The organism is Sporichthya brevicatena, assembly GCF_039525035.1.
Classification (GTDB): domain Bacteria; phylum Actinomycetota; class Actinomycetes; order Sporichthyales; family Sporichthyaceae; genus Sporichthya; species Sporichthya brevicatena.
In genome coordinates this window covers 202,233-223,150 of the sequence record NZ_BAAAHE010000008.1, presented here as the reverse complement: position 1 = coordinate 223,150, position 20,918 = coordinate 202,233, and the positions used below count along the sequence as shown (strand labels likewise).

Below are 20,918 nucleotides of genomic sequence, written 5' to 3'. Positions count from 1 at the left end.
CCGACTTCCAAGCGGCCCCGTACGGTCGTCAGAACCGAGCGCCCCCGAGTTCGAGGTGAGCCGTGCGATTCGAGATGCGAGACCCGGGGGTGGCACAGGAGCCAGGCCCCTACTACGCCTCCCTGCGCGAACAATGTCCGGTCGCCCACATCGATGACTACGGCGGGTTCTATCTCCTCAGCACGTACGAAAACGTGTGTGCGGCCGCCAAGAACACCACGGTGTTCAGTTCGACCGGTGGCGTCACGATCCCGAAGCAACCGATGCCTCCGTTGGTGTGCATCGAGCAAGACGAACCTGAGCACAGCCGCTACCGCCGACCGTTGCAGCAATGGCTCTCGCCGCGACGCATGGCGAAGCTTGAGGACTCGGTCCGCGGCATCGTGGACGGACTCATAGACACCTTCGTCCACCGCGGCGAGGCCGACCTCGCCCGGGAGCTTTGTGAGCCGGTACCGCCGCTCGTGATGGCACTGCTGATGGGCCTGCCGGACAGCGACTGGCACATCTTCCGCGACCAGATGAGCCGCATCGTCGGGCACTCTGCGGCCGAGGACCCCGAGGCCGCCACGGTCGCGACGAACGAGTTCGTCGACTACCTCGCTGCGCAACTCGAGGATCGCGCCGCGAGCCCCCGCGATGACCTCATGACCGACATCGCGACCCTCGAGATCGAGGGCGTGCCGCTCACGTTTGCGGAACAGATTTCGATGGCCTTCCTGCTGCTCGGAGCCGGCCACGAGACGACCGTCGGGGGCATCGGCGGTCTGCTGTACTACCTCGCGCGCGACCCTTCGATCGCTGAGCAACTCAAGGCAAACCCTTCGCTCATTCCGGGTGCGGCCGAGGAAGCCGTGCGTCTGATGGCACCGCTGCCCGGGCTCGCCCGGAACACCCTCGCCGAGGCGACCGTCGACGACGTCACGATTCCGGCGGGCTCCAAGGTGCTGTTGCTGTGGGGCAGCGCCAACCGGGACCCAGCAGAGTTCGAGAACCCCGAAGAGTTCATGCTTGGTCGCGACAGCAACCGCCACGTCGGCTTCGGTCAGGGCATCCACCGCTGCGTCGGCGCCCCTCTTGCCCGTCTCGAGCTCAAGGTCGTGCTGGAGCAGGTGCTCGCACGGATGCCCAACCTCCGACTGGCCGGCGAGGGCGCCGCCATCGCCCGTTTCGGCACCAGCCGGAGCTACCAGAAGCTCCTCGCACGATGGGACACCATGTCGTGAACTTCCTTCCCCTGCCGCCGTCCGACATCGCGGAGCAGGCGACGAACACCACCAACCAGACGATCATGGAAATCGCGATCGCCCTCGGCGTGATCGCGGTCTATGTGGCGGCCGTTCGGCTTCGAATGAAGTACGACTCGTGGGTCCCCGTCGCGATTGCGCTCGGCTCCACATTCTGCGCGTTGATCGAACCGTTGCCCGACGTCGTCGCGAACCTCTGGTACTACGCGCCTGATCAGAACACGCTCTACACGTCCTACGAGAATCCGTTCCCGACGTGGACATACTTCAGCTACACCGTCGTCTACGGCGGATTCGGCCTGCTCTTCTGGCGCCTGACCGAAGGCGGATGGCCACGCCGCAAGCTCCTCACGGCCTGCATCCCCGTGGCCGCCTACCTCGCAGCCTCCGAGCTCTTCATGATCAATCTTCTCGATCTGTACACGTACTACGGGCCCGCAGCGTTCAAGGTCGCCAGCTTCCCGGTGTGGATCTGCATCCTCAACACCACCATCGTGGTCAGTATCGGCATCGTCGGCGCACGCATCCGTCGTTCGCTCGCCGGACCTGACGCGATCCTCGCCGCCTTCCTCCTACCGGGGATTTGCATGACCCTCGGCCTCATCTTCATCCCGAGTGTGCTGTGGACGCTGGTGCACAGCGCCGACCCGGATCAGGGTTGGATCTATGCCGCGACGATGCTCGTTATCGCTACCGGCGTCGCGATGATCCACCTGGCCACGCGTTTCGTGCCCGCCAAGGGATTCCCCGTGGCTGACGGCGAAAAGCCGGCCGCCGATCTCGCCGGCACGGCCTAACATGTCGGACCTAACGACACCGGGAGTGCTCGCCGCGGCTGCGGCCGCTCATCCCGACCGGGAGTTCGTCGTCGGCGACGACGGCCGAGCGAGCTACGGCGAGGTCGCCGCCCGCGCAGCCACGCTGGCCGCTCGGCTCCGTGCGCGCGGTGTCGAGCCCGGCGACCGCGTCGGGCTGAAGCTTCCCAACGGAGTCCGATGGGTCGTTGGTCTCCTCGCGACCCACGCCGCCGGAGCCACCGCGCTTCCGCTCAACACGTGGTACAAGCAGTACGAGCTCGATGCGGTCCTCAGGCGCGCGACGCCGACGGTCGTTCTGACCGAGGAGGACGACTTCTCGGCCACTGCCCATGAAAGCGCCGGGGCATGCCAAGCGTTGCGACACGCACCGACGGGCGAGACCGACATCGCGTTGCTCCTGTTCACCAGCGGGTCGTCGGCGGAACCGAAAGCGGTGCCGTTGACCCAGGCAGGAATGATCCTGACCGCGCGAGCGATCGGGGACCGCCAGGGCGTTCGGGAGGCGGACCGGATCTGGTTCGCCCTCCCCTTGTTCTTCGTCTTCGGCTGTTCGAACGCGCTGCCGAACGCCCTCGTGCACGGCGCGACGCTGTGCCTTCAGGAGCGGTTCGAGCCAGGAGCGGCCCTGGAGTTCATCGAACGCGAGCGCTGCACCGTCTACTACGGTGTCGCGCCGATCACCCGCGCCCTCGCAGCCCACCCCGACCTCGCCGCTCGCGACATCTCCGCCCTGAGGACCGGCACCGCCAACGCCACACCGGAGGACCTCCGCATCGCCATCGAGGTCCTCGGCATCTCCGAGGTCTGCAACGCGTACGGCATGACCGAGGGCCACGGCCATTCCACGATCACGGACCACCGCGATCCGCCCGAAATCCGCATGACGACACAGGGCACGGCGCTGCCGACCCAGGAGGTCCGCGTGGTCGCGAACGACGGTGGTCCCGTGGAACACGGAACCACCGGCCACCTGCAGATCCGGGGCATCATCACGCCTGGATACCTCGACGCCCCCGACCGGACAGCGGCCGAGCTCAACGCCGAGGCGTTCGACGCCGACGGCTGGTTCCGCACCGGCGACCTGGCCTGGCTCGACGAGAACGACCGCCTGCACTTCGTCGGCCGCAGTTATGAGCTCATCAAGGCGAAGGGCATCAACATCTCCCCCGCCGAGGTCGAGTCCCTGCTGGTCGGGCATCAAGAGGTCGAAGAAGCCTTCGTCTTCGGTGTGGACACCACCACGGGCGACCAAGAGGTCGGCGCCGTCATCGTCAGCGCGACGGACGACCCTGAGCGACTCACCCAAGACGTCATCGCCTGGGCACGAGAAAGGGTTTCCAGCTACAAGGTGCCACGACACGTCTGGATCCTGACGGCCGATCAGCTTCCACTGACGCCCACAGGCAAGGTATCCAAGCGGCTACTACGCGACCAGGTCCTCAGCTCAAACGCCACTGGGGAAGCGCGAGCAACTCGCCCGTATCCGGGTCGGTGACCTCGGCGAACTCGACCCGTACCTCCGCGCCGACCTGGAGCCGCTCGTGCCAGTCCTCGTCCACGACGTTGCCGAGCACGAGGAGACCTGGGAAGTCCGAGAGCTCGACCAGCACGACGTTGTACGGCAGCACGTCCTTGAGCATGGCGCTGCCGGCGTGGTGCACCACGGAGAAGTTGTCGATCACTCCGGTTCCGGCGGCCGCGCGGTAGTCCAAGTCATGACCCTGGCACCGATGACAGAAGTCAAGGGGCGGGTGTTGCGCCCCCTCACAGCTCGTGCAGACCTGGATGAGCAGCTGAGCTGCGGTGAAGAAGGGCCGGTTCCACGGGGTGATGGCGGGGAGAGTCCACCCCGTGGGAAGGTAGCGGGTGCTCATGACGGCTCCTCGGCAGACAGCAGGACGGCGGAAGACGGCGAGGTGCCGGGACCGGCGGCGAACAGGGACAGGCGGGCGTCGGTGACCTGACGGGTGGACGTGCCCCGGATCTGGCGCACGGCCTCCACCATCAGTTGCAGGCCGTGGATGTACGCCTCGGCCAGATTTCCGCCGCTGGTGTTGATCGGTAGGCCGCCGCCGCCGACGTGGAGGCGGCCGCCGGAGACGAACTTCTCCAGCTCCTCAGGCGGAGCGAAGCCAATGTCCGAGATCGCGATCAGCGTCGTGCCCGTGAAGTTCTCGTAGAACTGCGCAACGTCCACGTCGCCGGGTCCGACCCCGGCCCGCTCCCAGAGTTGGCGTCCCACCGGCACGAAGCGACCCGAGGGATATGCATCGTCGTTGAAACCCCACAAGCCTCCGCGCGGCGGCATTCCGGTCGCGCCCGCCAGCAGATAGGCAGGCTTCTGTCTGCCTACGCGAGCAGCCGAAGCGGAACTGACGATCAACGCGCACGCGCCGTCGCTCTCCTGACAGCAGTCGTACAAATGCAGCGGCTCCGCAATCCACCGCGACGCGTGGTAGGCCTCGCGCGTCAGCGGCTTTCCGTACATGATCGCGCGGGGGTTGTACTGCGCATGCTCGTACGACGCCAGCGCGATGTCCGCGAGCGCGTCCTGGCTGATCCGGTGCTGGTGCAGGAACTTTCGTGTCAGCAGGGCGTTCTTCACCACCGGCATCGCCGCCCCGAAGGGAACGGTGAAGGCATGGTCGTTGTCGGGTCGGGCCGTTGCGTTGTACCGCCCGTAGCGGCCCTCGGTGCCCTGGTTCAACGCACGGAAGACGATGACATTGCGGGCGTACCCGGCGGTGACGGCGGCGTCGGCGAGCTGGACGGCGGCGGCGCCGCTGTTGCCACCACCACCCCAGGCCTTGGCCGCCCAGCGCAGCTCGCCCAGGCCGAGCCACGACCACAGGTGCGCGGAGTCGTGCTGGTCGGGGTGAAAGGTGACTATCCCGTCCACCTCGTCCGGGCTGATGCCCGCGTCCTCGACCGCCGCACGGACGGCCATCGCCGCCATGTGGCGCGCGGTGTAGGGGGAACGACCCGCGCGATAGTACGGGGACTCCCCGATGCCGATGACCGCCGACGAGCCGCGCACGTCAAACCTCGATCTTGTAGAGCTTGGCGGCGTTGTCCTGAACGATCTTGCGCACCACGTCCGGGCTGAGGACTGCCAGCTTCTCCTCCGAGCGCTCCACGGGATTCGGGTAGAGGCTCGTCGGGTGCGGGAAATCCGTCTCCCACAGCACGTTGTCCGCGCCGATCCGGTCGAGCAGGACCAAGGGGCCGGCGTCCTCGAACCAGAAGGTGCCGAAGATTCCCTTCTGGAACATCTCCTTGGCCGGCGGAAGCTCAGGGGGGAGGCCGCCGGGGAACTCCTCCCGGTACTCGTAGTCGATGCGCTCGAGAACGTACGGGATCCAGCCGATGCCCGACTCGACGCTGACCCAGTTCAGCTTCGGGTAGCGGATCAGGACGTCCGACGCGCACAGGTTGGAGATGAAGCGGCTGTTCGAGAGCTCGGTCTGAATCGACCGAACCGGCTTGGCAGCCCGCTCGGGGAGCGAGGGCCAGGCCGCGCCACCCTGCTCGCCCTTCCAGTTGCGAGCGCCGATGTGGATGTTGATCGGCAACTCCAGCTCCGAGAGCACCTCATACAGCGGGTACCAGTGCTCGGTGGCGAGGTCGGGCAGACCACCGAGATGGGGCTCTCCCGCCATCAGCACACCGGTCAGACCAATGTTCTTGGCGCGCCGAGCTTCGGCGATCGACTGCTCGATGTCCCAGAACGGAAGCATCGCCTGCGGCAGCAGACGTTCCGAACCCTCGGCTTGCCATTCACGCATGGCGTCGTTGAAGATCTGGCAGATCAGGTAGGACAGATCGCGATCGAGGCCCTGGACCATCGCCGGCGCCGCGAAGCCCATGATGTTCGGGTACACGATCTGCGCGTAGATGCCCATCTCGTCGAGCAGTTCCACGCGCGGCTTCGCCTCAACGGCAGCGCGGTGGATGTCCTCCTTGGCGGCGCCGATCTTGCCGTCGGCCAGCTCCATGTCGGAGCCGTAGTATGGGACCTTCTCGCCGGCCTTGTTCACGAACGCGATGCTGTTGTTGCGGCTCAGCTGCAGGCCGTCGACGAACCAGTAGCTCTGGCCGTCGGAAGCTGCGCGCGTCCCCGGGACACGGTCGGCGAACTTCGCCGGAGCGCGTGAGGTCCACAAGTCTTCCGGTTCGGTGACATGGGAGTCGGCATCAATCAACCGCAGGCCGGCGAACGGACCCGTCTGACGAGGCGTAAACATGCCCCGAGTCTATGTCAACTCTGATGTTGACGATAGATCCACACCAGTGTTGACGAGAATTCTCGCGTCAACACTGGTGTGGACTTACTCGGCACCAGATCCCTAGGGTTGGCGCTATGCGAATCGAGAGGGTCATCGGCGTCCAATCGGCCTTGGGCGAGGGGCCGCTCTGGGACGTCGAGGATCAGTGCATCTACTGGTTGGACTCCTTCGGTGGCACCGTCATGCGGTGCGGCCCGAGTGGGGCGGAGTTCCGGGCCTGGGAGACGCAGACGAGGATCGGCTCGATGGCCCTCCGTGCCGCCGGCGGCGCCGTCCTGGCCACCGATCAGGGTGTCTTAGCGTTGGACTTCGACACCGGCTCGCTGACCTTGGTGTCGGACGTCGAGGCGTCCGATCCGAACGTGCGCCTGAACGACGGGAAAGTCGATCGCGACGGGCGCTTCGTCTTCGGATCACTCACCCTCGACGGCGAGCCCCGGTCCAACCTGTACACCCTCGAGCTCGACAGGACCGTGTCGGTGATCGAACAAGGGATCTACTGCACCAACGGGCCCTGTTGGAGCCCCGACGGCCGGACCTTCTATCTAACCGAGTCCCTGGGACCCGACCGCGGAGTGTTCGCCTACGACTACGAGGCGGGCAAGCTCGCCAACCGCCGCAAGCTGAACGACCCCGGCGACGACCCGTATGTGCTGAACGACGGCGCGACCGTCGATGCCGAGGGCTTCATCTGGAGCGCCATGTACGGCGGAGCCTCGGTCATCCGTTATCGACCGGACGGAGCCGTCGACCGCGTCGTGGAGCTGCCCATGAAGACAACGTCCAGTGTGATGTTCGGCGGCCCGGATCTGGACATCCTCTACGTGACGTCGTCCGCCGAGAACCTGCTCCCGCGTGAGGACGGCGAGGTCGATGCAGGGCCCTGGGCGGGCGACCTCGTCGCGATCCACGGTCTCGGGGTGCGCGGCCTCCCCGAGACCCGATTCGCCGGATGAGCCCCTCCATGCTGGAGCGCCGTCGGATCGATGTCGCCGGTGTCGGAACGTCCTACGTCGACACGGGGTCCGGCTGCCCCATCGTCCTGTTGCACGGATGCGACATCGGGTGGGGCTCGACGGGCCTGATGGTGTGGCAACGCAACATCGCCGCGCTCGCAGAACATCATCGCGTGATCGCCGTCGACCGTCTCGGCCACGGGTACACCGACAACCCGCTCACACCGGAGCAGTACCGATTGTCCGCGACCAGCGCCCACCTCGTCGCATTCCTCGAACGTCTCAACGTCAGGGAGGCGACCGTGGTCGGCCAGTCGAGGGGCGCCTTCGTCGCCGCCCACCTTCCGTTGCTCGCGCCGGGGCTCGTGCGACGACTGGTCCTCACCAACACGTCGGCCTTCGCCACCGGTTCCGCCGACGCGCGACTCGACACCACCGCTCCGGTCTTCCAGGGTCTCGCCGAGACCGCCGAGGCCGACTTCCACTGGTACTCGGCCGACACTTCCTACCTGACCCCGGAGTGGATCGGCGAGGCGACCGAGATCCTTCGCCAGCCGAAGACCCTTCAAGGCCGCGCAACGTTCGAGGAGCAGCGGGGCGCGTACTTCGCCGAGCTCGCCGAACTGAGGGACGAGATACTTCGCTGGTACCCGGTCAGCAGTCTCGAGACCCTGCTGATCTGGGGCGCTGCTGACCCGTCGACGGAACTCTCACTCGGTGTGGATTTGCGAGCCGCACTCGGGCCTGGCACGGATCTTTACGTGATGGGCGGAGCGGGGCACCTGTGCTTCGCAGAGCGGCCGGTGCTCTACAACAGACTCCTCACCCACTTCGCAGCCGGCTGACGAGAGGTTCACGGATGGAGCGGCGTCACGAAGGACGCGTCGTGCTGATCACCGGAGCCGCTCAAGGCATCGGGCAGGCGATCGCTGAGCGGTTCGCCCGCGACGGAGCGAATGTCATCGCCGGCGACCTGGGCCCGCCGACCGAGACCGCACGGCTCGTGGAGGCGCACGGCGTCCGTTGCGTCGCGGCGACGGTGGACGTCCGTCGCCAATCCTCACTCGACGCGGTGGTCGCCGAGGCGCTGGCGCGGTTCGGGCGCATCGACACGGTGGTCGCCAATGCCGGGATAATCGCGGCCGCGCCACTGTGGGAGATGACCGACGAGACCTTCACCAGCATCCTCGACGTGAATGTCGCCGGTTCCTGGCGGACCCTCAAGGCCGCGACTCCGAGCCTCATCGAACGCGGCTCGGGTTCGGTGATCGTGATCGGGTCCATCCAGTCCCGGGTAGCCCGCAAACGGCTGGCGGCGTACACCACGTCGAAGCATGCCCTGCTCGGCCTGGTGAAGGCAGCTGCGCTGGAGCTGGCCGACCACAACGTCCGCGTCAACGCGGTGCTGCCTGGCGTCATCGCGACGCCGATGGTCGCGAACAGCACCTCCGGGCATGCGACCGACGAGGGGTTCCGGCGCATGGCCGCGCTGCGGAACCGGTCTGCCCTCGACCCGGGTGTCATCGGTGCAGCGATCTCGTGGCTCGCCTCCGACGACGCCGCGGAGATCACCGGCGTCGAACTGCCGGTCGACGCCGGGTCACTCATCCTGCCCGGGGTCAACGAGTTCCCGGTCGTGGAGTGAATCTTCCGCCCGGTCGAAGACAACCGGATACGTGAGGTAGCGCGGAATGTCCTCGACCTCGAACTTCGACATGTCCTTCGCGAGCTCGACGGGCGGGTTGTCAGGGTCGGGACGAACTCCCGCGACCATCAGCTTCCGCAGCAGTTCGACGTGCGCCCCGCCCTTGCCGTCGTTGCCGACGACCACGCGCAGTCCGTAGCACTGGTGGGTTCCGAGGCCGAACCCGACGCCGTACCGCGGGGTACCGTCGGCCGGCGTCGCGCGGTTCGGGTTGAAGCGGTCCGCGTCCTCACCGAAGGTGGCACGGTCCCGGTTCGCCTTGACCCACTCGATGTGCAACTCCTGGCCCGGCTGCAATTCGACGCCGCTGGAGAGCGTGTACGGCTCCATGGCCATGCGGGTGGTGTAAGGCGAGAACGGGGCCCGCAGGCGGACGACCTCCTCCAGCGCGTTGAGCAGGAACGTGGGGTCGGTCCGACGCCCGCGGTCCTGTGGATTGGCCTCCAACCAGGTCGAGACCAGGTCGAGGGTGTGCGCGATCGACTGCGTGCTCGTGCCGACGGAGGCCGCAAAGAGCATCGTCGACTCCACGATCGCGTTGTCCTCGTCCTTCCACTCCGGCGCGGCCTCGGCGGCCACCAGGCGGAGCAAACTGTCCGGCCCGTCATCGGGCGACAGCTCTCCCGCCTCGATCTTCGCCACCTGTTCCCGGTGCCAGGCCAGCGACGGCCGGAAGAACTCTTCGACGTAGCGAGCCTTGGCTTTCAAGGCCCGCCGGTTGACCTCTGCGCGATCCTGGAGGTACGCCGAACTGGTTCCCGCCGCCAGTGGCCCGGCGAGGGACGCCATCAGCGCAATTCGATCGTCGGAGTCGACGCCGATCAGCCCGATCAGCTTCGCGGTGAAGTGGATGAAAACGCGTTCGAGGAACTCCATGAGGTCCAGTCGGTAGACCCCGTCCGCGTCGGTCTTCGCGAGTCGCTGGGCCAGGAGTCGATCCGCCTCCGGCAGCACAACGTCCTCGCGGATACCGTGCAGCGCATCGGCCCGGACGAGCGGGTTGAGCAGTTTGCGGCGGAGCCGGTGCGACTCGCCGTCGTCGTAAATCATCGCGGCACCGAGGAACTCGCGGACGTTGATCTCGCCGTTCACCTCGTCCGCCGCGCGCGCGGCGAAGAAGTCCGGGTTGTGAGTGACCGCCGTGCGCGAGCGCATCAGCTTGCCGATGTCCTCCAGCTTGTCGACGCGGGCGAACGGGCACGGGATTGCACTGTCGGTCACGAGCTCTCCCTACTTCTTCCAGGCAGCCAGCCGGGCTGCGTTGTCAGGGCCGACGCCTTCGCTGTGGAAGAACTCGTGAGCCAGCCCAGCCGTCAGGGGAAGTTCATCGGCCGTTCTCACGAGTCGCTTGTTGGCGGCGTGCGAGAACCAGGAGTTGTCGAGTATCCGGCGGATCAGGTGGTCGAGAGCGGCGTCGAACTCGTCCTCGGGGAATACGAAGTTCGCCAACCCGATCCGCGCGGCTTCCTCACCGGAATACGTGGCCGCCGTGTACATCATCTCGAGCGCGCGCGACTGCCCGACGCGTCGCGGCAGGCGCTGGCTCATCCCCCACAACGGGGTCAGCGCGAACTTGGCGTGCGTGTCCGCGAACCGCGCGCTTCGGCTCGCCACGATGAGATCCGCCACGAGAGCAAGCTCCAAGGCTCCGGTGTAGCAGTGGCCCTCAACGGCCGCGATGACTGGCTGCGGCAATAGGGCGAGCCGCTCGACGACTCGGGCCTCGAACTGCAGATGTTCCTTGCTGTCGCCGGAGGCGATGTCGTCGAGGTCGTGGCCGGCCGAGAAACAGCGATTCGCCCCGCGGAGGACGACGCATCCGATCGTCGTCGACGTCTCCAACTCGGTCACGTGCTCAGCGAGCTCGCGAAAGAGCGCGGAGGTCAGAGCGTTCAAGCGTTCCGGTCGGTTGAGCTCCAGGACCGTGAGCCCGTCGCTGTCGACGCGGCGGACAAGCGCTTCGCTCATCCCTTGGCCGCCGGTAGCGTCTCGACGACGACATTGCCCATCGGGTCGAACCAGGCCGACTGCCCGGGCCGGATCACGATCACCGTGTCGGGGAGCTGGACGAGGAACGGGCCTTCCATCCTGTTCGCCGACCGCTCGCCACCCGAGCCCGACAGGTTGAGAACGGGCGTGTCGTGGAAGCCTCCGATCTCTGGCCACCACACCTTCCTGGTCCCGACCTCGTCCACGATCTGGCCGGCGGTCGAGCCGAACGGAGAAGTCGGCGTCAGCCCGACGCCTCGCACCTGGAACGTGGTGATCTGGATCCCGCCCTCCTTGTAGCCAGAGTTCGCGCCGAAGCGGTGCTCGTAGACTTCGGTGAAGAGCTCGGCCAGAGCATCGGTGTCGGGGCCTTTCAGCTCGGTGACCGGAACCTCCACGTCGTACACCTGCAACTTGTGCTTCATGCGCAGCGAGCGATGCAGCTCAATATCGGCGTCCACGAAGCCTTCCTCGTGGAGTTCCGCTCGGACGCGATCTTCCAGAGCGGCGAACGCCGATTCGATCGGAGCCGTCGGACCGGGCAGGTCGATCATCCGCGCCTCGACGAGAACGTGCGTGACGTCGGCGTTGGCTGCACCGGCCGCGGACCAGACTGACGCCACTTCAGGGAGCGCCACGATCATCTTGGGCACGCGTGCTGCCCGCGCAACCGCCCCCCCGTGAACCGCTCCGCCGCCACCGAAGGCGACCATCGCGCACTGGCGGGGATCGAATCCTCGGTACTCACTCATCCGGCGGATGATGTCGGCCATTTTCGCATCGACGATCGCGTTGATGCCTGCCGCGGTCGCGTAGGGATCGAGACCGATTCTCTCGCCGAGCTCGGCGATCGCTCGGTAGGCGGCGTCGCGGTCCAACGTGACGCGCCCGTGCAGGTAGGCATTCGGATCAATGATGCCCAGAACCACGTCGGCGTCGGTGACGGTCGGTTCGGTGCCGCCGCGGCCCGCGCAGACCGGACCGGGGACCGCGCCCGCGCTCTTCGGCCCGACGTTCACCCGTCCCGAGCCGTCGATCCACGCGATGCTGCCGCCACCGGCTCCGACGGATTCGACGTCGAGGATGGGCAGGGCAAGTTCGAAGCGCTCAAACAGTGCGGTGTCGCGGGCGAGGGGTTCGCCGTTACTGATGATGCTGACGTCGTAGGTCGTGCCGCCCATGTCGGTGGTCAGCAGGAGCTCTTCGCCGAGCTCCCGGGCCAGGAGCGCCGCGTTCATGACGCCCGCGACCGGCCCGGATTGGATCGTCACGATCGGCGTGCGTCGCGCCTGCGTGCCCGAGACCGCGCCGCCTGCGCACTGCGCGAACAGCACGGTGCCCGGATAGCCGAGCCTCGCCGCCCCGTTCTCGATGGCCTGGACGTAAGCATCCATCAACGGTCCGATGTAGGCGTTCATGACGCACGTCATGGTGCGTTCGTACTCTCCGAGGCGGCCGGTCAACTCGGAGCTGCAGGTGACGAAGATGTCGGGTGCCTGTTCGACGACGAGTTCGCGCAGGCGCTGCTCGTGCGACGGGTTCTTGGTCGACCACAGCGTGCTGATCGCAATGGCTTCAACGCCCTGCTCCAACAGCCAGGCGATGGATTGCTTCGCCTCCGCTTCGTCGAGAGCGACGACGACGTCTCCGTCGGAGTCGATGCGCTCGGTCACGCCGACGACGAGGTTGGGCGAGACCAACGGTGCCGGCCGGCCCCCGGCGCCGATGTTCATGACCTCTTCGGGCGAGAGCCCGACAGTGCGCCCGCCGCCCTTCATGATGCGGACGTTGTCCTCGTGCCCGGCTGTGGTGAGCAGACCGACCACCGCGCCAGTACGCGCGACGACCGCATTGGTTCCCGTCGTGGTCCCGTGCACGAGACGGCTGGTCGACTTCATCAACTCTTCGAGCGACAGCCCGAACTTGTGCGCCGCTTCCTCGATCGAGCCGAAGAAGCCGACGGAGCGGTCGGACGGAGTTGTCGGAACCTTCCCGGTCTCGAGGCGGCCGGTGGGGTCGATGACAGCACAGTCGGTGAACGTGCCACCGATGTCGACGCCCACTGCGTACGGGCCGGGCATCAGACACTCTCCTTCGAACGGGCCGCGCCGGCGGCGAGGGTCACGTCAACCGCCGGCGGGTCCTCGGCCAGGCAGAAGTCGATCGTCAGGATGTCGGCGCAACCAGGGCAGTACCACTCCCGCAGCACCACCTCGGCGTCGACGTGGGGGCGGACGTCCGGGTACCGCTCGGCGTCGACGTCGGACGGCGTCGACTGCCACATCGCCGATCCGCCGCGGTAGCCGACCGCTTCCTCGGCGAGGACGTGGTCGCAGTACTCGCACACCCAAACTGCGCCCTCTGCGTACCGGGTCAGCGCGACGGCGGCGGTGACGGGCTGCCGCTCGAGCTCGCGCCCGAGCGGTGCCTTGGCCGGCGATCGGGGCGGTTCCGCCGTTGCCAGTCGTTGCGCTCGACGTCTCGCCCGCTCCTCGCCTGTAGCTGGGCCGTCGACGACGGTGCCGTCCAGGATCACCCCGTAGTCCAGCCGGGCGGCCTCAGCCGACAGAGCCCGGTCGGCGACGTCGCGGGCGACCGCCTCGGGGTCCCGACGCAGGGGATCCCCGTAGCCGCCACCCGCGGTGCGGTGCACGACCAGGACGCCGTCAGCGTTCGGGTCGAAGCGCTCGCCATTGCTGAGGTCGCGCAAGCCACCGCAGGCTGCATCGAGCGCCGTGCGGTCGGCGGGCAGGATGCCGCTGCTGAGCAGAGCCTGGATCGGGGTGTCGGTCGCGCCGAGCCACCGACCCTGGTGCCCCGGGTATCCACCGGCAAGGCCGGGAGTCGTGTTCACGGCGGGGTGACTGCCGCCAAGCTGGGTCCCGAAGGTCTGGGCCTTGTGCCCCAGCAGGGCGTACTCGATCCCGTTGCCGCCGCGGAACTCGCCCGGCCCGCCGCTGTCGCGCTGCGACCGGCGGTACAGGTAGAGGAACGGGATGGTCGACTCCCACTCCTCGACGTTGCCGCTGTTACCGCGTGGCCACCAGTAGGTGCCGCCGTTGTCGGCACCGTCGACCCCCGCCGCCGCACCGAAGCCGCCGGCCATGGTGTCGCCGGTGAGGCCGAAGAAAGGTTGTCCGTCGCGGTCGACACCCCACGTCGTCGAACCTTGATAGCTGGAGGATGCGCCCGTCGCGATCGCTCGTGCGCGCATATGCTCCGGGCCGGCGAGCAGCATCGAGCTGATCAGCTGCCCGGCCTGCGAGACCGAAAGCAGAGGGGTGAACGGCATGCTCACACCGGCCGGGAAGCGTGCGCACGTGATCGTCCCCGGAACCGGCGCGAACTGCAGATGGTTGAGCACCCCGGCCGGACAGAGCAGATGGTCCCAGGCGAGCAGCGTGTTGGCCGCGGCGAGCACCGTCGAGCGGAACGAGTTGTAGGCCCCGTTGCCGCCCCCGGGGACCTGTGGATCGGTGCCTTCGTTCGAGATGAGCAGTTGGTCACCGATCTTGCGGAGGTTCATCTGGACACAGTGGATCTGGCGCCCGCCGCTGCCGTTGACGTAGGTGACGTTGGACCAGCTCCCATCCGGGATCTCCCGCAGCCGTTCACTGACCGAGTGGGAGGTGTCGCGGATGAGCCGTCGCATCACGCCCTTGACCAGGCGGGGCCCGTACTCGTCGAGGAGCTCCAGCATGCGCCGCTTCGCCGAATTGGCCCCGGCAACCTGGGCACGGAGCTGCAGCTCGCACAGCTCGGGGAATCGGCTCTGCCGGCTGAACAGCTCGACGATGTCCTTCTGAAGCTCGCCCTTGCGGAGCAGCGCGACAGCGGGCCACGGAACGGGCTCGCCGTAAATGTCGGTGGCATTGACACCGAAGCTGCCGATGTCCCCGCCGCCAAGGTCACGTTGGTGGGCGGCACTGAACGTCCACGCGAACAGGCGGCCGCCGTGGAAGATGGGCGCGCAGATAGCGGTGTCCATCTGGTGTGTGGACGCGATGTAGGGGTCGTTGATCATGTACATGTCGCCGTCGTGAATGCCCGGGTTCTCGCTGCGGAACTGCAGCGTCCACTTCACGGCCAGGTCGGCAGCACCGATGAAGTACTGGATGGTGGGACCGCCGACGAAGGTGTCCCCGTTCTCGGTGAGCAGGGAGGTATTCAGATCGTCGTTGAAGCACACGATCGGGGTGCCGGACGCTCGCTTAAGCGTCTCGGAGTGTTCGAGGTTCATATTCCAAAGACGCCAGCGGATGACCTCTGAGGTGATCGGATCTGGGTCTGCATCGAATTCGCGGTCGAGCTGGAGAGCGGGTGAAACGGGGACGTCGGCCCGCGGTATGTAGGACAGCTTCACCCCGTTCCACTCGTCCAGGTCGAACGCGTCGAGGTCGACCTCGTTGTGCCGAATGACCCCGTCGGGGGTGGCCGTCGAGTGCATGTTCACCGGTCCCAGGCTGATCGGTTCGAACCAGAAGGGTGACGTGAGCGGAGGATGGCGGCGCGTCGGCCACCATCCTCCACGCAAGCTCGGATCGATCAGACCCACGTACCTTCGGCATCCTTGTCCGCGAAGTTCGGGATCACCTCGGTCGCGAAACGGTGCAAATCCTCTTGGTTCTTCTCGAACGAGCGATAGCCCTGGCCCCACTGGATCCACATCTCGTTGAACCCGAGGCGCTTCTGAGCGGCTTCGATCTGCCGGCAGATGTCGTCCGGAGTGCCGATCAGGTAGTTGGCCAGCCCCTGCCCGAACGGCTTGAACCAGGTGTTGTACTGCCACTCGTACTCTGCACGGATCCTCTCCTCTTCCTCCTTGGAGTCCGCGAGGATGAGGATGCCGCCCCACGCGGCGGCGTCGGCCCGTGAAACCTCGCGTCCGCACTTGGCCGCGGTTTCGATGTACTTGTTCCACAGCGCCTCGCAGAACTCCATCTGGTTGGCGAGCACGATCGGTTTGCCTCCTTCGCGGGCCCACATGGTGATCGTTCGCATGCTGTGCGCGAAGGCGCCGTAGATCGGCGGGTGGGGATCCTGGTAGCACCGGGGCGCGATGCCGATCTCCTCGACCCGTCCATCCGGGCCCACACCCGCTCCGTACGCCTCGTAGGCGGGGTGGCCGGGCAGTCCGCCCTCGGGCGGGAACTGCCACCACTTCCCCTTGTGGGTGAAGGTGGAGTTCATCCATGCCTTCTTCACGACGCTGACCGATTCCTCGAAGATCTCGCGGTTCATCGTGTCGATGTCGTCCCGCGACTTCGCCAACTCGGGCGTCGTCGCCCCGACGCCCTGGATCGAGGCGTATGAACCGACCCAGCGGCCCTGGTACCCACGCGTGAACCCGACGATCAAGCGACCCTGCAACATGTTGTCGAGCGTGGCGATCTCCTCGGCGACGCGGACGGGGTTGTGCGTGGGGAGCACGTAACCGAGGGTCGCGGCCTTGATCCGCTTCGAGTTCTGGCCGATGAAAAGGCTGAACATTCCCGGGTGGTTCGTGACCTCGAAGCCCTCGAGTTGCAGGTGGTGCTCGTTGTGCCCGTAGCTGGCGTAGCCGAGATCGTCAGCCATGCCGACGTACTGGCGGATCTCCTCCAGGTAGCGCAGGTACAGGTCCTTGCGCTGACCCGCCATCCCCTGCTGGATCTCCTCCTTCGACCCGATTGTTCCCGGCTGCACCAGGTGAAACTTCACGGCCTTCAACTCCCGTCAGGAATCCGGCGCCATGTCAACGCCAATGTTGAGGAGCATAGGCCGGCCTGAGAGCCCGGTCAACACTGGTGTTGCCAATTATCAACACTGGTGTTGCCGGGCCTGGGCAAGCGCCTACGCAGGCCATCCCTCCCGCGCTTCTGACGCCAACTCAGCGTCCGCCTACCGGCCGAAGGTCGAACCTCCGTTGAGATGCAGGAACTGGCCCGTGACGAAGCCTGCTCCCTCGGAGACCAGGTACCGCACCGCGCTGGCCATGTCCGAAACCCGGCCGGCGCGGCGTACCGGAATCCGCTCAGCCAGCGCTTCCCGCTGGGCCTCGCCGAAGTCTGCGGTCAGCCCCGTCGCCTCGACATACCCGGGAACGACGCAGTTCACCGTGATCCCGACCGGTGAGAGTTCGCGCGCAAGCGAAAGGGTGAGGCCGTGCACGGCACCTTTCGCAGCGGCGTACGTGGACATCCCAGGCAGGCTGCCACCGGAGACGGCCGCCTCTGAGCTCACGTTCACGATGCGGCCCCCGGGGCGCGTCAGGTGGCGGGCCACCGCGAAGGCCATCATGAACTGGGAGGTGGCGTTCAGCGCCATCTGCTCGTGCCACACTGCCACCGCCTCGCGCAGGTCGGCGTCGGTGTAGAGCATTGGCGGCCGGACGCCAGCCATGTTGACGAGCACGTCAACGCGACCAAAGGTCTCGACGACGTGATCGGCGACCGCCTGCACCTGATCCACGTCCGTCAGATCGGCTGGGAACGCCGAAGCCTGCTCGCCGATCGCGCTCACCGCGTCCTCGAGCACGTCCTTGCGCCGGCCGACCACGACGACGTGATGGTCGGAAGCAAGTTCGGACGCGGTGGCCAGGCCCATCCCGCTTCCACCCCCGGTCACAATGGCGACCGGTTGATCACTGAGTTTGACCACGACAGTTCTCCCTCGTCCGATTGCGCCCAAGGTTCCACCGTCCCGCCAGCTCGTCAACTCTTCTGTTGACATCGGCCCGAGGGGTAGATGACGATCCGTCAGCCAGCGCCCGCTCTGGTGGCGGCACGGACGATCAGATAAAATCAACAAAGTTGTTGACGAATCGCCGCGCGGGAGCGGCTTCACGCTCTGGGACCCGCGGTCGCACCTATGATGGCGCGACTCAGACCCGGACCGAGCACAAGAAATCTGGTAGATGGACAACCGCGGAGGCATCAAGGCGAGGCGGCAGGCCGCCCGCGACGCATCGAGCCGGATCTACCGGGACCGACGCGAGGAGATCATCAGGGGCGCCGCGGCCGCCTTTCGTGAACTGGGATTCGAGAACGCGACTCTGACCGACGTCGCCGAGCGGGTCGGTACCGACCGCGCGTCCCTGTACTACTACGTCAGCAACAAAGAAGAGCTGATGCAGGAGATCGTCCGCATGGCTGTCAAGGACAACTTCCTCGCGGCCCGCCGGATCGACGCACGCAAGGCGGCCCCGGCTCAAAAGATCGAGATGCTCATCCGCGAGATGATTGAGTCGTTTCACCGCAACTACCCGTACTTGTACGTTTACGTCGAGGACATGGCACGCATCTCACGTCTGGACACCGAGTGGTCGCACGACGTGCAGCGCACCTCCCGGCGATTCGAGTCGATCGTCATGCGGATCCTGACGCAAGGCCAGGCGGACGGGACCTTCCGCGCGGACGTCCCGGTCCATCTCGCCAGCCTGAATCTCTTCGGCATGATCAACTGGACGCACCGGTGGTACACGCCCGACTCCGAGTACACGCCAGAAGAAGTCATCCAGTCGATCACCGAGATCTTCTTCCGAGGCCATGGTGGCCCTGCCCTGGCCGACTCCGGAACCAAGAAGTAGTCCGGGGATCGAGCATGCCGAACAGCGGGATCGAAAGCAGGAGACAGGCGGCCATCGAGGAAGGCGGCACTGCCTACATCGCCCGGAGGCAGGAGATTCTGCGTACGGCAGCGCACATCTTCCGCGAGAAGGGCTACGAAGCCACCTTGCGAGACGTCGCGGAGGCGCTCAGCACGGACCGAGCCTCGATCTACTACTACTTCGGCAGCAAGGAGGAAGTGCTGCAGGAGATCGTCCGCGAGGCGCTCGCCCACGACATGGCGGCGGCGCGCGCAATCCAGCGGAGCAACGACTCGACACCTGACAAGATCCGGGCTCTGATCTACTCGATGGTGGTCGGGTTCGCCGAGTTCTACCCGCACATGAATGTCCACGTCGAGGATCTGGGCCGCATCGCCCGTCAGGACAGTGCTTGGGCGGTGGAGATCATCGAGGAGACACGCCAGTACGAGGCGCTCGTCCGAGCGATCCTCCGTCAGGGCCAGGAAGAGGGTGCGCTGCGCGGCGACATCTCGATCAACGTCGCGGCAATGTCGTTGTTCGGCATGATCAATTGGATGTACCGCTGGTACCGCCCGACGTATCCCGTCGCGCCGGAGGAGATCGCCGCATCTTTCGCCGAGCTCTTCCTGGCCGGCATCGTCCCGCCCGCATCCGCCGCCTAGAAGTCCCGTGCGCTAGAACGCAGTCGCGAGCGGCTTGTGCACGTCGCCCCGGGGGAAGAAGTCGTAGTCGTTCGGGGTGAGCAGCGCGTCCATCTTGAGGCCGATCTCGTCGGCGACCGGCCGGAGCTTGTCCAGGTCGAAGCCCCAGAGCTTGGCGGCGTTCTCGCTGAGCATCTTGCGCGCGTCCTCGGGGGAGGCGCCGGCCGCACCGAGGGTGGACCGCAGCCAGTCGAGCGTGCCCGGCCCCGCGCCCCACGTGCCCTCGTGGTGCGGGTAGTCCATGCCGATCTGGATCTTGTCGATGCCGATCTCGTGACGTGCGATCGCCTCGGCGCGGGAGAACAGCGAGCTGCCCATGTGGCACTGGCGCTGGAAGTAGAACGACGGCTTCTCCTTCACGACCTCGCGGACGTCGCGGCGCAGGTAGGACTTCTCCCACGTGTAGTCCATCGACTGCAGGGCGCTGATCACCCAGCCCGAGCCCTGCTCGGTCATCACCAGGTTCAGCCCCGGGAAGCGCTCGAACACCCCGCCCCAGATCATGTGCGTGAGGATCTGCTGGGTCGAGAAGAACGCCTGCGCGGTCATCATCGGCACCGCGCACGCCGGGTGCGGAACCGCCATCAGCGTCCCGGTGGCCATGTGGGTACTGATCGAGGAGATCGCCGTGTGGCTGTTGATCGGCATCTCCAGCTCCTGCAGCACCTCCCAGATCGGGTCGTGCCGGGAGTGGAAGAACGGCGTCGACTCGTCCAGGCTCGGCAGCGCGATGCCGATCAGGCCGTTCTCCTTGGCCCAGCGGATCTCCGCGATCGTGTCGTCGACGTCGGCGAAGCTGACGACGGCGAGCCCGCCGAAGCGGTCGGGGTAGGCGGAGCAGAAGTCCGCGAGCCAGCGGTTGTGCGCCTTGTTCGCGACCTCGACCTTCTCCGGGCTGCGCTTGTAGCCGATCAGCGCGGCCTTGAGCGGCGGGTGCAGCTCCCACGGCAGGCCGAAGTCCGGGAACAGGATCTCCCCGGCGATGCCCTCGTGGTTGAGCTCCTTGATCCGCTTGTGCGGGTCGCCCTGGCCCTCGAGCCGACCGGGCTCGATGACGGTCTCGATCCACTCCTCGACCAGGTACTCATCCATCCGGTTCCGGAGGCTGGCCGGGTCCGTGGTGCGCGCACCGACCTTCTCGAACTCGACGCAGAACTCGGCGAAGTCCTCCTGGTACGCGGCCGGGATGTACTTCGCGTAGTCCTTCATCGGCGCGGTCGCGTGACCGTCCGAGGAGATGATGATCGCCCGCTCACCGGGGCCGGAATTCAGTTCCGCGTTGGTCGGGAAAGTGGAGGACACGTGAGAACTCCCGGGGTCATCAGACAGCTCGAACGCTGCGTCAGGATCGACCGTAGACGCGACTGACGGCCCCGTCAACGAAAGCGTTGAGGATTGTCTACGCCGTCGTTGACAGATGGAACCGGACCCGACGTGTCTCGCTGGATCAAGGTGACCTCTCTTGCAGCAGCGCCGGTTCCGTCCCGGGTCAAGCCCCGCCGCCTCGGTGCTCGGCTTCCACACCGCCGGATCGTGCGCGGGCGGCACCGCGCAGTAGAAACCGTGCGCGAGGCGGTGCAACACTCCACGCCGCTCCAACGCCCGCGCCTCCTGCCGCGGATGCGCATAGATCGCCTCCAGATCCG

The 20,918-nt window shown here is 66.6% G+C and carries 18 protein-coding genes and 1 pseudogene; 8 read left to right on the top strand and 11 right to left on the bottom strand.

Annotated features, from left to right (window positions below; all coding sequences use genetic code 11):
- Positions 1 to 62 precede the first annotated feature (62 nt).
- Genes ABD401_RS06290 through ABD401_RS06280 form a run of 3 tightly spaced genes read left to right on the top strand, consistent with a single transcriptional unit; the run spans position 63 to position 3,560 of the window.
- Positions 63 to 1,226, top strand: a complete 1,164-nt coding sequence (locus tag ABD401_RS06290) for a cytochrome P450 (protein ID WP_344602739.1) — start codon at positions 63 to 65, stop codon at positions 1,224 to 1,226.
- Entirely contained in the window at positions 1,223 to 2,044 is an 822-nt protein-coding gene (locus ABD401_RS06285; RefSeq protein ID WP_344602737.1) for a hypothetical protein, read from the top strand. Before ABD401_RS06290 ends, ABD401_RS06285 begins: the two co-directional genes overlap by 4 nt.
- Before the next feature lie 25 nt (positions 2,045 to 2,069).
- Positions 2,070 to 3,560, top strand: a complete 1,491-nt coding sequence (locus tag ABD401_RS06280) for a class I adenylate-forming enzyme family protein (protein WP_344602735.1) — start codon at positions 2,070 to 2,072, stop codon at positions 3,558 to 3,560.
- Here the strand turns inward: ABD401_RS06280 and ABD401_RS06275 are convergent.
- The 4 genes and pseudogenes from ABD401_RS06275 to ABD401_RS06265 form a co-directional block, all read right to left on the bottom strand.
- On the bottom strand, positions 3,505 to 3,777 hold the full coding sequence (locus tag ABD401_RS06275; RefSeq protein ID WP_344602733.1) for a Zn-ribbon domain-containing OB-fold protein: 273 nt from the start codon (positions 3,775 to 3,777) through the stop codon (positions 3,505 to 3,507). The two genes, ABD401_RS06280 and ABD401_RS06275, sit on opposite strands and share 56 nt — an antisense overlap.
- 6 nt (positions 3,778 to 3,783) lie before the next feature.
- Positions 3,784 to 3,939: pseudogene (locus ABD401_RS25075) on the bottom strand (zinc ribbon domain-containing protein); the annotation flags it as partial.
- On the bottom strand, positions 3,936 to 5,102 hold the full coding sequence (locus ABD401_RS06270; protein WP_344602731.1) for a thiolase C-terminal domain-containing protein: 1,167 nt from the start codon (positions 5,100 to 5,102) through the stop codon (positions 3,936 to 3,938). The gene ABD401_RS06270 and the pseudogene ABD401_RS25075, both read right to left, overlap by 4 nt.
- Position 5,103: 1 nt before the next feature.
- Entirely contained in the window at positions 5,104 to 6,309 is a 1,206-nt protein-coding gene (locus ABD401_RS06265; protein ID WP_344602729.1) for an amidohydrolase family protein, read from the bottom strand.
- A gap of 116 nt (positions 6,310 to 6,425) precedes the next feature.
- On the opposite strand from ABD401_RS06265, the gene ABD401_RS06260 reads away from it, so the two are divergent.
- The 3 genes from ABD401_RS06260 to ABD401_RS06250 are packed head-to-tail and all read left to right on the top strand — an operon-like array spanning position 6,426 to position 8,952.
- Positions 6,426 to 7,307, top strand: a complete 882-nt coding sequence (locus tag ABD401_RS06260; RefSeq protein ID WP_344602727.1) for an SMP-30/gluconolactonase/LRE family protein — start codon at positions 6,426 to 6,428, stop codon at positions 7,305 to 7,307.
- Positions 7,304 to 8,152 carry an alpha/beta fold hydrolase gene (locus ABD401_RS06255; RefSeq protein WP_344602725.1) on the top strand — a complete coding sequence of 283 codons (849 nt, stop codon included), beginning with the start codon at positions 7,304 to 7,306 and terminating at the stop codon, positions 8,150 to 8,152. Before ABD401_RS06260 ends, ABD401_RS06255 begins: the two co-directional genes overlap by 4 nt.
- Before the next feature lie 41 nt (positions 8,153 to 8,193).
- The gene (locus ABD401_RS06250; protein ID WP_344602723.1) at positions 8,194 to 8,952 is read left to right on the top strand and encodes an SDR family oxidoreductase; all 759 of its coding nucleotides are present in this window, start codon (positions 8,194 to 8,196) and stop codon (positions 8,950 to 8,952) included.
- On the opposite strand, the gene ABD401_RS06245 is transcribed toward ABD401_RS06250, so the two are convergent.
- From ABD401_RS06245 to ABD401_RS06220, 6 genes are all read right to left on the bottom strand, one after another.
- Positions 8,908 to 10,233, bottom strand: a complete 1,326-nt coding sequence (locus ABD401_RS06245) for a cytochrome P450 (RefSeq protein ID WP_344602721.1) — start codon at positions 10,231 to 10,233, stop codon at positions 8,908 to 8,910. The genes ABD401_RS06250 and ABD401_RS06245 overlap by 45 nt on opposite strands.
- A 9-nt stretch (positions 10,234 to 10,242) precedes the next feature.
- On the bottom strand, positions 10,243 to 10,980 hold the full coding sequence (locus tag ABD401_RS06240) for an enoyl-CoA hydratase/isomerase family protein (protein ID WP_344602719.1): 738 nt from the start codon (positions 10,978 to 10,980) through the stop codon (positions 10,243 to 10,245).
- The gene (locus ABD401_RS06235) at positions 10,977 to 13,082 is read right to left on the bottom strand and encodes a hydantoinase/oxoprolinase family protein (protein ID WP_344602717.1); all 2,106 of its coding nucleotides are present in this window, start codon (positions 13,080 to 13,082) and stop codon (positions 10,977 to 10,979) included. Before ABD401_RS06235 ends, ABD401_RS06240 begins: the two co-directional genes overlap by 4 nt.
- On the bottom strand, positions 13,082 to 15,448 hold the full coding sequence (locus ABD401_RS06230; RefSeq protein ID WP_344602924.1) for a hydantoinase B/oxoprolinase family protein: 2,367 nt from the start codon (positions 15,446 to 15,448) through the stop codon (positions 13,082 to 13,084). The genes ABD401_RS06235 and ABD401_RS06230 overlap by 1 nt, the downstream gene beginning before the upstream one ends.
- A 98-nt stretch (positions 15,449 to 15,546) precedes the next feature.
- Positions 15,547 to 16,701 carry an LLM class flavin-dependent oxidoreductase gene (locus tag ABD401_RS06225; protein WP_344602715.1) on the bottom strand — a complete coding sequence of 385 codons (1,155 nt, stop codon included), beginning with the start codon at positions 16,699 to 16,701 and terminating at the stop codon, positions 15,547 to 15,549.
- 180 nt (positions 16,702 to 16,881) lie between these two features.
- A complete protein-coding gene (locus ABD401_RS06220; protein WP_344602713.1) occupies positions 16,882 to 17,640 on the bottom strand; it encodes an SDR family NAD(P)-dependent oxidoreductase in 759 nt (252 codons plus the stop codon).
- 256 nt (positions 17,641 to 17,896) lie between these two features.
- Here ABD401_RS06220 and ABD401_RS06215 point away from each other — a divergent pair, with 256 nt between their 5' ends.
- Complete coding sequence (locus tag ABD401_RS06215; RefSeq protein WP_344602711.1) at positions 17,897 to 18,568, top strand: TetR/AcrR family transcriptional regulator; 672 nt, start codon at positions 17,897 to 17,899, stop codon at positions 18,566 to 18,568.
- 14 nt (positions 18,569 to 18,582) lie between these two features.
- Positions 18,583 to 19,233 carry a TetR/AcrR family transcriptional regulator gene (locus tag ABD401_RS06210; RefSeq protein ID WP_344602709.1) on the top strand — a complete coding sequence of 217 codons (651 nt, stop codon included), beginning with the start codon at positions 18,583 to 18,585 and terminating at the stop codon, positions 19,231 to 19,233.
- A 12-nt stretch (positions 19,234 to 19,245) separates the two neighbouring features.
- Here the strand turns inward: ABD401_RS06210 and ABD401_RS06205 are convergent, their stop codons facing one another.
- Positions 19,246 to 20,574: an amidohydrolase family protein gene (locus ABD401_RS06205; protein ID WP_019873840.1), complete on the bottom strand. Its 1,329-nt coding sequence runs from the start codon at positions 20,572 to 20,574 to the stop codon at positions 19,246 to 19,248.
- Positions 20,575 to 20,918: the final 344 nt, after the last annotated feature.

Bases quoted from the DNA above. Each gene is read 5' to 3' on its own strand.
- ABD401_RS06255 (WP_344602725.1), top strand. From the start codon at position 7,304: ATGAGCCCCTCCATGCTGGAGCGCCGTCGGATCGATGTCGCCGGTGTC.
- ABD401_RS06215 (WP_344602711.1), top strand. From the start codon at position 17,897: ATGGACAACCGCGGAGGCATCAAGGCGAGGCGGCAGGCCGCCCGCGAC.
- ABD401_RS06230 (WP_344602924.1), bottom strand. From the start codon at position 15,448: ATGCACTCGACGGCCACCCCCGACGGGGTCATTCGGCACAACGAGGTC.
- ABD401_RS06235 (WP_344602717.1), bottom strand. From the start codon at position 13,082: ATGCCCGGCCCGTACGCAGTGGGCGTCGACATCGGTGGCACGTTCACC.
- ABD401_RS06210 (WP_344602709.1), top strand. From the start codon at position 18,583: ATGCCGAACAGCGGGATCGAAAGCAGGAGACAGGCGGCCATCGAGGAA.
- ABD401_RS06240 (WP_344602719.1), bottom strand. From the start codon at position 10,980: ATGAGCGAAGCGCTTGTCCGCCGCGTCGACAGCGACGGGCTCACGGTC.
- ABD401_RS06265 (WP_344602729.1), bottom strand. From the start codon at position 6,309: ATGTTTACGCCTCGTCAGACGGGTCCGTTCGCCGGCCTGCGGTTGATT.
- ABD401_RS06260 (WP_344602727.1), top strand. From the start codon at position 6,426: ATGCGAATCGAGAGGGTCATCGGCGTCCAATCGGCCTTGGGCGAGGGG.